This is a genomic window from Bacillota bacterium (assembly GCA_040754675.1).
GTDB lineage: Bacteria > Bacillota > Limnochordia > Limnochordales > Geochordaceae > Geochorda.
In genome coordinates this window covers 1-8,090 of record JBFMCJ010000167.1, presented here as the reverse complement: position 1 = coordinate 8,090, position 8,090 = coordinate 1, and the positions used below count along the sequence as shown (strand labels likewise).

Sequence of the window (8,090 nt, the reverse complement as noted above, 5' to 3'; positions counted from 1 at the left end):
CTTCGCCGGAAGGTCGCCGCTCAGACTGGAGGCCAGGAGCGGAGCCACCAGGAAGAGCAGGATGTACGAAACCAGGTAGCTGGCGGCGACGGCTGCTGCCACCAGAGGCCTTCTCTGCAGCACGGCGCGCAGCGCCTCGGCCATGGAGACGAGGAAGTGCCGGGTCTTGAGCCGCAGGGCTCTGGCCCTGGAAGCAGCCCCCGGAAAGACCCGCCCGAGGTGACCAAGCAGCGCCTCCACGGGCCCTGCCAGCCATTCGAGGCGGAACAGGGCGGCGATCACGCCTCCGAGTCCGGCTGCATACACCACCAGGATCCAGCGCAGCACCGTACGCACCACGGGCAGGCCCGGAAGCGAGATGGGGCTGAACGCAAGCACGAGCGACACGATGACGAGGACGCTCTGATTGATCACCCCGGCCGCGGTCACGGCGGCCGCCCCGATCGAGTAGGGGACCCCGCCCTGCGCGAGCACGGCCGCCTCCGCTGCGCCGCCACCGCCCGAGAACGGCGTGAGGCCGGAGACCATCCCGCCGACCAGCGTGGCGCGCAGCGCCAGGCGGTACCTCACCGGGTAGCCCAGCGAGCGGGCCACGAGCCACGCGCGCCCGCCGTGGATGGCCCAGGTGCACGCCACGAGGCCCAGCGCTGCGCCGACGGTCTGTATGCGGATCTCCCGGAGCAGGCGCAGGCTGTCGGGGGACCAGGTGAGCCCCAGGAGGACCGCGAGGGTGACGACCGTGAGGGCCGCGCCCAGGAGCAGGTTGCGGACCAGCGCATCTTGTCCCAGCTGCGGGTGCTCGGCCCGGTCTTCTGCCAACGCTTCTTATCCTTTCCGGGCCCGCTCGAAGATGAGGCGGAGCCCCTGGAGCGTCAGGAGAGGGTTGACCTCCTGGATGGTCTCGCTTTCGGGCGCAATCAGGCCGGCCAGCCCGCCCGTGGCCACCACCCGCGGCGGAGCCTTGAGTTCCCGCTGGATGCGCCGCACGATGGCGTCGGCCTGCCCGGCGAAGCCGAAGATGATGCCGGACTGGACGCTCTCGGCCGTGGTGCGGCCGATCACCGACGGGGGGCGGTTCAGTTCCACCCGGGGAAGGCGCGCCGCCCGTTCGAACAGCGCCTCGGCAGAGATGCCCACACCCGGAGCGATGGCGCCACCCATGTACTCTCCCCGCTCGTTCACCACGTCGAACGTGGTGGCCGTGCCGAAGTCCACCACCACCACCGGCGCCCCATACAGCGCCAGCGCCGCTGCCGCGTTGACGATGCGGTCGGCGCCCAGTTCCTCGGGGAACCGGTAGGCGATCCGGACACCCGCGTCCACGTCCGGCCCGACCACCACGGCTTCCAGGCCGAAGAAGCGCCGGCATGCCTGGCGCCAGGGTTCGGTCTGGGAGGGGACGACCGAACTGATGGCGGCCCCCGTGAGGCTTGCTTTGGGGGCGCCGTCGACCTGCATCAGCACCGACAGCGCAAGGCCCAGTTCATCAGCCGTCCGTTCCCGCAGGGTGGTCAGCCACCAGTGGTGAACGATCCGGTCGCCGTCGAAAACGGCAATCCCCGTGGTAGTGTTGCCAACGTCGATGGCCAGAAGCAAGGCACTTCCCCCGCTTTCTCAGACGGCCCCGCCAGGCCCGCCGCCGCGCTGCCTTGCCGGTAGACCCCCCGGGCCTTAAAATCGTTTCGAAGTGGGCGGCGGGTGGCGATGGTCTCCCTGAAAGAGTTCCGGAGCATGGTGGCAGAGGCCCTCGATCGCTTGCCCCCGGCTCTGCTCGAGGGGCTCGATGCGGGCGTGCTGGTGGTCGAACAGGCGCGCCGCCACTCCAGGGGCCTGCCGGGCGTCTACATTCTCGGTGAGTACGTGGAAGACCCCCAGGGACTCGGGAGATACGTCGTCTTATATTACGGGTCCTTTCGGGCCATCCTGGGAAATGCAGAGGTGGAAGAAGTCCGGCAGGAGATCGAGCGGACGCTCGCCCACGAACTCCGCCACCACCTGGAGAGCCGGGCGGGTGTCGACGACCTGGAGGAGGAGGATTTCCGGCAGCTGCAAGCGATGCGCGAAAAACAGGCCATGCGCCGGAGGCCCTGGCGCCTGCGCCGCCGGGGCCGGGCGGCGCCGGGTGAGCGCTCTTGACGAAACTTTTGGCATCGGTAACACTTTCGTAACACGGGGAGGATACATCACCTAATAACAGGTGAGGATCCGGGCGGGGCCGGGCAAACGGGCCCGTTCCTTTGACGGGATGCGGGACAGAAATCGGCCGGGCGGGACGCAGACATGGCAACCGGGGGCCACGAACCGGTTCGGCCCGTGCGCAGCCTACCTGGCCGTGACAGCAAGGACAGGGAGTTGAGGGAGATGCCGCGACGAAAGCGCAACCAACAGCAGGGGCCACAGGCGACCAGGCGCATCACGCTCGACGACGTGGCGAAGGCCGCAGGCGTATCGAAAGCCACCGTCTCACGGGTCATCAACGGCAAGTCGTGCGTACGGCCCCACGTCCGGGAGCGTGTCCTGAAGGCCGTGCGGAAGATGGACTACCACCCCAACGCCGTCGCGCGGGCGCTTGCCACCCGCCGTACGGGTCAGGCCGGGCTGCTCCTGGCCCTGCCTTCCTCGATGCCGGGCTACGGCCTGGGCCTCATCCAGGGCGTGGAGGCGGTGCTGCGGCGCGAGCAGATGCATTTGGTTCTCAACGTCATGGACACCCAATCCGCGCAGTGGGATCCGCCTTCCACCGTCTCCCAGCGCCAGGTGGACGGCCTCATCGTGGGCGGCGACCTGCGAGGGGCGTCCTGGCTCAAGAGCCTCTCCGCGGACGCCATGCCCGTGGTGGTCCTGGGCGACGAGGTGCCTGAGGGCCTTGCGGCCAGCGCGGTGACCATCGACTGGATGACGCCCTCGGCCCAGGTCGTGGAGCGGCTGCTGGGTGCCGGGCACCGGCGCATCGGGGCGGTCATCCCCGGCGGGCGCTGGGGCGAACAGGTTCGGAGCGGCATCGAAAGGGCCCTGGCCGCGGCGGGCCTCCCCGCTGACGCGGCGCGCATCGCCCGCGTGGAGACCGAGGAGCTGCGCAACGGCACGGCTCACGCCGCCGGATACCGGGCAGCCCGAAGCCTGCTCGGCCTTGACGGGACGGCGTCCGCCAGGGGATCCGTTCTTTCGGGCATCACCGCCCTGTACGTCGCGCACGAGGCGCTCGTTCCGGGCGTCCTGCACGCGCTCAAGGAGTCCGGCATCGCCGTGCCCCAGGATCTCGCGCTGGTGGTCTGGGGCCACGGCTCCGCGGGCGAACAGGCGATGGGTTTGACGTGCGTTACCGTCAACCGGGAGCAGATGGGGCGCATGGCCGCGCTGATGCTGCTCGATCTGCTCAAGGACCGCGGCCGCCCGCCCGTTCAGCTTGCCATCACGCCGAATCTGGTAGTGCGGGAAAGCTGCGGCATCCAGCGCACACCCAACGAAGCGACCCGGGCTTATTCCTTCGCGTGACGGCCAGGGCCTGGCGGATCGGCCCGGGGCCAGGCGTACCCTCCAGGGCGCCCCGCCGGACGAAGCGGCGGGGCGCTTCGTTTCCCGCGTGCGGCGGTGCCCGGCTCGAAAGGGAGGTCCCCGTGCAGGTGGAATTCATGGGTTACCCCGCGGAATACTGCGGCATGGGGGTGCTGCAGGCTTGCCCATCAGGTTTGGCACGGACGGATGGCGCGCGGTCATCGCGGATCAGTTCACCTTCCCCAACGTTCGCCTCGTCACCCAGGCGATTGCCAACTACCTTCAGGAGACCCACCTCGGGCGGCGGGAGGTGCTGGTCGGGTACGACACCCGGTTCCTGGCCGAGAGGTTCGCCGAGGAGGTGGCCCAGGTGCTGGCCGGCAACAGCCTGGCCGTGGGGCTGGCGGCCGGCGACGTGCCGACACCGGCCCTGGCCCACGCGGTGGTGCACCGGCGCGCAGCGGGAGCGATCATGGTGACCGCCAGCCATAACCCACCCCAGTACCTGGGCATCAAGTTCATCCCCGAATACGGCGGCCCGGCACAGTCCGACATGACGGCCGCCATCGAGGAACAGATCCGCCGTCTCGAAGCGGCTTCCGCTTCCGGGAACCTGGTCATCCGGACGCTTTCCCTCGACCAGGCCCGCCGCCAGGGCCTGGTGGAACCCATCGAGGCGCGGCTCGACTACATGGCTCACCTGATGAGCGTGGTGGGAACCGAAAGGCTGCCCCGCCGGGTCGAGGTGGTCTACGATGCCATGTACGGCACGGGCCGCGGCTACGTGCCCGATGCCCTGGAGGACCTGGGAATCCGGGTTCACCGCCTTCACGACCACCGTGATCCCCTCTTCGGCGGCGGCGCCCCCGAGCCGACGCAAGAGCACCTGCAGGAGCTGGCCGAGGCCGTCCGGCGCCACCCCGGCAGTCTGGGGCTTGCAACCGACGGGGACGCGGACCGGTTTGGGGTGGTGGACGAGGACGGCGCCTACCTGACGGCCAACCAGGTGCTGGCCGTGGTCTGTGACTACCTGCTCCGCGTGCGGGAGATGCGGGGAAGCGTGGTGCGCACGGTGGCCACCACGCACCTGCTGGACCGCCTGGCGCAGGAGTACGGCGTGCCGCTTCGGGAGACCCCCGTCGGCTTCAAGCACATCGCAGCCGTCATGCGCCGCGAGCCGGTTACGCTGGGCGGAGAGGAGAGCGGCGGCCTGAGCATCGCCGGTCACATTCCCGAGAAGGACGGAATCCTGGCGGTGCTCCTGGTGGCGCGGATCTGGGCGGAGAGCGGGCAGTCCCTAAAAAAGACGCTGGACGCCATCCTGTCGCGCCTCGGGCCGGCGTACGGCCGCCGGGTCGACCTCCCGGTGGGCGACGAACTGAAGCGCCAGGTGCTGGAGAGGCTGTCGGTGCGGCCTCCGGACACCTGGGCAGGCCGCAAGGTGGAACGCGTCATTCTCATGGACGGCGTCAAGGCGATGCTCGAGGGCGGCGCGTGGTGGTTGTTGCGGGCATCGGGGACGGAACCCCTCATGCGCCTCTACCTCGAGGCCCCCGATCGTGAACTGCTCGACCGGATGGAGCGGGAGGTCCGGCACCTGATCGAGCTTTCGGGTATCTGAGAGAGAATGGGGCGGCTGTGGATCGTCGCGGCGGGCCGCATCCGCCACCCCGGCATCCGCCAGGCCACCGAGGAGTACCTGGCGAGGGCGGCCCGCATGGGCATGGCTGCCCGGGTCGTGGAGGTGCGGCAGGGCAGCGCCCTGGGCGGCGGGACGGCCGCGATGCGCGAAGAAGCCCGCCGGATGCTCACGCTTTCCCTCCCTTCCAGGGTGGTTCGGGTGGCGCTGGAAGTGAACGGGCGGACGTTTACCAGCGAGGGGTTTGCCGGGTGGCTCGAAGCGAGGCTGAGCGAGGCCGACGTGGCCTTTTTCGTGGGCGGCGCCTGGGGGCTCGATCCGGAGATCGTCCGGCTCTGCGACGAGAGGCTCTCCCTTTCCCCGCTCACCCTGGCGCACGAGCTTGCCCGCCTCATCCTGGCGGAACAGATCTACCGGGCCGCCACCCTGGTGCGTGGTGCGCCATATCACAAATAGGCGTAAACGGCGCCAGTATCGAATTGATCGGCTGCGTGTGAGCAGGTTATAATGAGCCCGCACGAGGGGGCAAAGGTCTTCACTGTCTTCGTTCGGCCGGCCTTGCGGGCGGGGGGTGAGCTGCGTGGTGATGATGCGCTGGAAAAAGATATCGGACGCGGTCGTGCGCCGGCTGCCGCTGTACCTGCGTGTCCTTGAGGAAGCCTATCAGAGCGGCGAGGTCAAGTTGATGTCCTCCCACGAACTGGGCGAGAGGGCTGGAGTGAGCCCGGCGCTGGTCCGCAAGGACCTGGCCTGGTTCGGGGAGTTTGGCAAGCAGGGCGTGGGCTACGAGGTCAGTTACCTTCGCGAAGAGCTGCGCAAGATCTTGAACCTGGATCGGGAGATCCGCATCGCGCTGGTCGGCGTCGGCAGCCTGGGTCATGCGCTCGTGCGTTACAACCAGCAGCGCTACAAGGACGACACCCACTTCAACTTACACATCGTGGCCCTGTTTGACAACGATCCCTCCAAGGTCCGGACGCACCTGGACGGGCTGTACATCTACCCCATGGAGGCGCTGTCGCAGGTTGCCAAAGAGGAGCACCTGCAGATGGCGATCGTGGCGGTTCCCGCGCCGGCGGCCCAGCAGGTGGTCGACCGGTGCGTGGAAGCCGGCATCAAGGCGATTCTCAACTTCGCACCGGCCAAGCTGGTGGTACCTCCAGGCGTCCACCTGGCCAACGCCGACGTGAGCCTGGAGATGCAGCGGCTGGCGTACTACCTGAGCGAGTAGGGCCGCGGGGAGGCCAGTCGGCACGACAAGAGGCGAAGACGGGCGCCCGAGGCGGTTGGATCTTCAGGCGCTGGGGGTTCCCAGGGACCGTAGAGGCCGGGAACGGTACGTGCGGGAGATGTTCGACAGCATTTCCTCCCGCTACGACCTTCTCAACCGGCTCTTGAGCTTCTGGCAGGACGTGTTGTGGCGGCGCAGCGCTGCCGCGCAGGCGTGCGCTTTGGGCGCCAGGCGGGTGCTGGACGTTGCCACGGGTACGGGCGACCTCGCCCTGGAACTCTCGCGGCGCATGGGGCCAGGCGCTTGCGTGGTCGGGCTAGACTTTGCGTTCGGCATGATGGATGTGGCGAAGAGAAAGCTGAACCGGCGCGGCGCGGCAGGCCGCCCGGGCGGGAGCGTTCGGCTCGCGTGCGCCAACGCGCTTTTCCTCCCCTTTGCGGACGGTTCCTTCGATGCGGCCGCGACGGCCTTTGCGGCACGCAACGTGGCGGATCTGCACCGGTACTTTGCAGAAATGCGGCGGGTGGTGCGGCCCGGCGGGCGGGTCGTCTGCCTGGAGCTGTCGCACCCGCGCGGGCGGCTGTGGCGGCGGCTCTACGAGTTCTACTTTTACCGCATCGTGCCCCGCCTCGGCCGGTGGATCATCGGGCGGTCGGGGCCCTACGACTACCTCCCCGGGTCCCTGACCGCTTTCCCGGACCAGGACAGGCTGGCTTCCATCATGGAGAAGGCCGGGTTGGTTTCCGTTCGCTTCAAAAACCTTCTGGGCGGCATCGCTGCGATTCACGTGGGCCAGGTGCCGCCCGGGCGCTCGGAGGGCGAATTCGGGGCGCGGCTCGGCCAGGAGAACGGACGGGGTCAATGGCTCAGGGACAGCGCGGGCAAAAGCCTCCAGAGGTAGCGGAGCGAGTTCAGGCCTTTCTGGGTGAAGCGCTGAGGAAAGTTGAGGCGCTGCTGGAAGACGTGCTCTCGTCCGCAGAAGGCCTGGGGGCCACCACCTCGCTCCACCTGCTGAGGGCGGGCGGCAAGCGGATCCGCCCCATTGTGACGCTTCTGGCCGGCAGGGTGTTCGGGACGCCGGACGGTACCGTCATCCCCATCGCTGCGGCCGCCGAGATGATTCACATGGCGACCCTGGTTCACGATGACGTCATCGATGCCTCCGAAACGCGCCGCGGGCGGCCCACGGTCAACGCTGTGTGGGGCAACTACGCGGCGGTGCTGACCGGGGACTTCATGCTCGCGCGGGCCATGAGCCTCATCGTGGATCAGGGCCATCCCCGCGTTCTCAAAGTGATGTCCGACATGATCTACGAGATGTGCGAAGGGGAGATCGCCCAGCACGAGGCCAAGGGCAAGCTGGACCTGACCGAGCAGGAGTACCTGCGGCGCATCGGTAAGAAAACCGCCCGGTTCTTCCAGGCGTGTTCGGAAAGCGGGGCGCTTCTGGCAAGCGCCAGCCCTGCGCAGGTCCGGGCCATGGGGCAGTTCGGATACAATCTGGGGCTTGCTTTCCAGGTCGTCGACGACCTTCTGGACCTGACCGGCGACGATCAGGTCATGGGCAAGCCCATCGGGTCGGACCTGGCGCAGGGGGTGCTGACCCTGCCGGTCATCTACCTCCTCCAGCACCGGGAGTACCGGGAGCGGATCGAGCCGAGACTGCGAAACGTGCCGCCGGATCCGGGGGACATTGCGGCCATCGTGAAGCTCGTGCGCCAGAAC

At 68.6% G+C, this 8,090-nt stretch carries 9 protein-coding genes; 7 read left to right on the top strand and 2 right to left on the bottom strand.

Annotated elements, in window-relative coordinates:
- Both AB1609_11010 and AB1609_11005 read right to left on the bottom strand, forming a co-directional pair.
- On the bottom strand, positions 1–819 hold an 819-nt coding region (locus AB1609_11010; protein ID MEW6046996.1), incomplete at its 3' end, for a flippase-like domain-containing protein.
- A 6-nt stretch (positions 820–825) separates the two neighbouring features.
- Complete coding sequence (locus tag AB1609_11005) at positions 826–1,596, bottom strand: type III pantothenate kinase (protein MEW6046995.1); 771 nt, start codon at positions 1,594–1,596, stop codon at positions 826–828.
- 108 nt (positions 1,597–1,704) lie between these two features.
- Here AB1609_11005 and AB1609_11000 point away from each other — a divergent pair, with 108 nt between their 5' ends.
- From AB1609_11000 to AB1609_10970, 7 genes are all read left to right on the top strand, one after another.
- Positions 1,705–2,136, top strand: a complete 432-nt coding sequence (locus AB1609_11000; GenBank protein MEW6046994.1) for a metallopeptidase family protein — start codon at positions 1,705–1,707, stop codon at positions 2,134–2,136.
- A 225-nt stretch (positions 2,137–2,361) separates the two neighbouring features.
- Complete coding sequence (locus AB1609_10995) at positions 2,362–3,495, top strand: LacI family DNA-binding transcriptional regulator (protein MEW6046993.1); 1,134 nt, start codon at positions 2,362–2,364, stop codon at positions 3,493–3,495.
- Positions 3,496–3,676: 181 nt separating this feature from the next.
- Positions 3,677–5,116 (top strand): phosphoglucomutase/phosphomannomutase family protein, encoded by a 1,440-nt coding sequence (locus AB1609_10990; protein MEW6046992.1) that lies wholly within the window; start codon positions 3,677–3,679, stop codon positions 5,114–5,116.
- Positions 5,117–5,122: 6 nt separating this feature from the next.
- Positions 5,123–5,590: a 23S rRNA (pseudouridine(1915)-N(3))-methyltransferase RlmH gene (locus AB1609_10985; GenBank protein MEW6046991.1), complete on the top strand. Its 468-nt coding sequence runs from the start codon at positions 5,123–5,125 to the stop codon at positions 5,588–5,590.
- A gap of 130 nt (positions 5,591–5,720) precedes the next feature.
- Positions 5,721–6,365: a redox-sensing transcriptional repressor Rex gene (locus AB1609_10980; protein MEW6046990.1), complete on the top strand. Its 645-nt coding sequence runs from the start codon at positions 5,721–5,723 to the stop codon at positions 6,363–6,365.
- Positions 6,366–6,420: 55 nt separating this feature from the next.
- Positions 6,421–7,266 (top strand): ubiquinone/menaquinone biosynthesis methyltransferase, encoded by an 846-nt coding sequence (locus AB1609_10975; protein ID MEW6046989.1) that lies wholly within the window; start codon positions 6,421–6,423, stop codon positions 7,264–7,266.
- On the top strand, positions 7,227–8,090 hold an 864-nt coding region (locus AB1609_10970; protein ID MEW6046988.1), incomplete at its 3' end, for a polyprenyl synthetase family protein. The genes AB1609_10975 and AB1609_10970, both read left to right, overlap by 40 nt.

Coding starts and splice junctions, on each gene's coding strand:
- AB1609_10995 (MEW6046993.1), top strand. CDS start 2,362: ATGCCGCGACGAAAGCGCAACCAACAGCAGGGGCCACAGGCGACCAGG.
- AB1609_11000 (MEW6046994.1), top strand. CDS start 1,705: ATGGTCTCCCTGAAAGAGTTCCGGAGCATGGTGGCAGAGGCCCTCGAT.
- AB1609_10980 (MEW6046990.1), top strand. CDS start 5,721: ATGATGCGCTGGAAAAAGATATCGGACGCGGTCGTGCGCCGGCTGCCG.
- AB1609_10985 (MEW6046991.1), top strand. CDS start 5,123: ATGGGGCGGCTGTGGATCGTCGCGGCGGGCCGCATCCGCCACCCCGGC.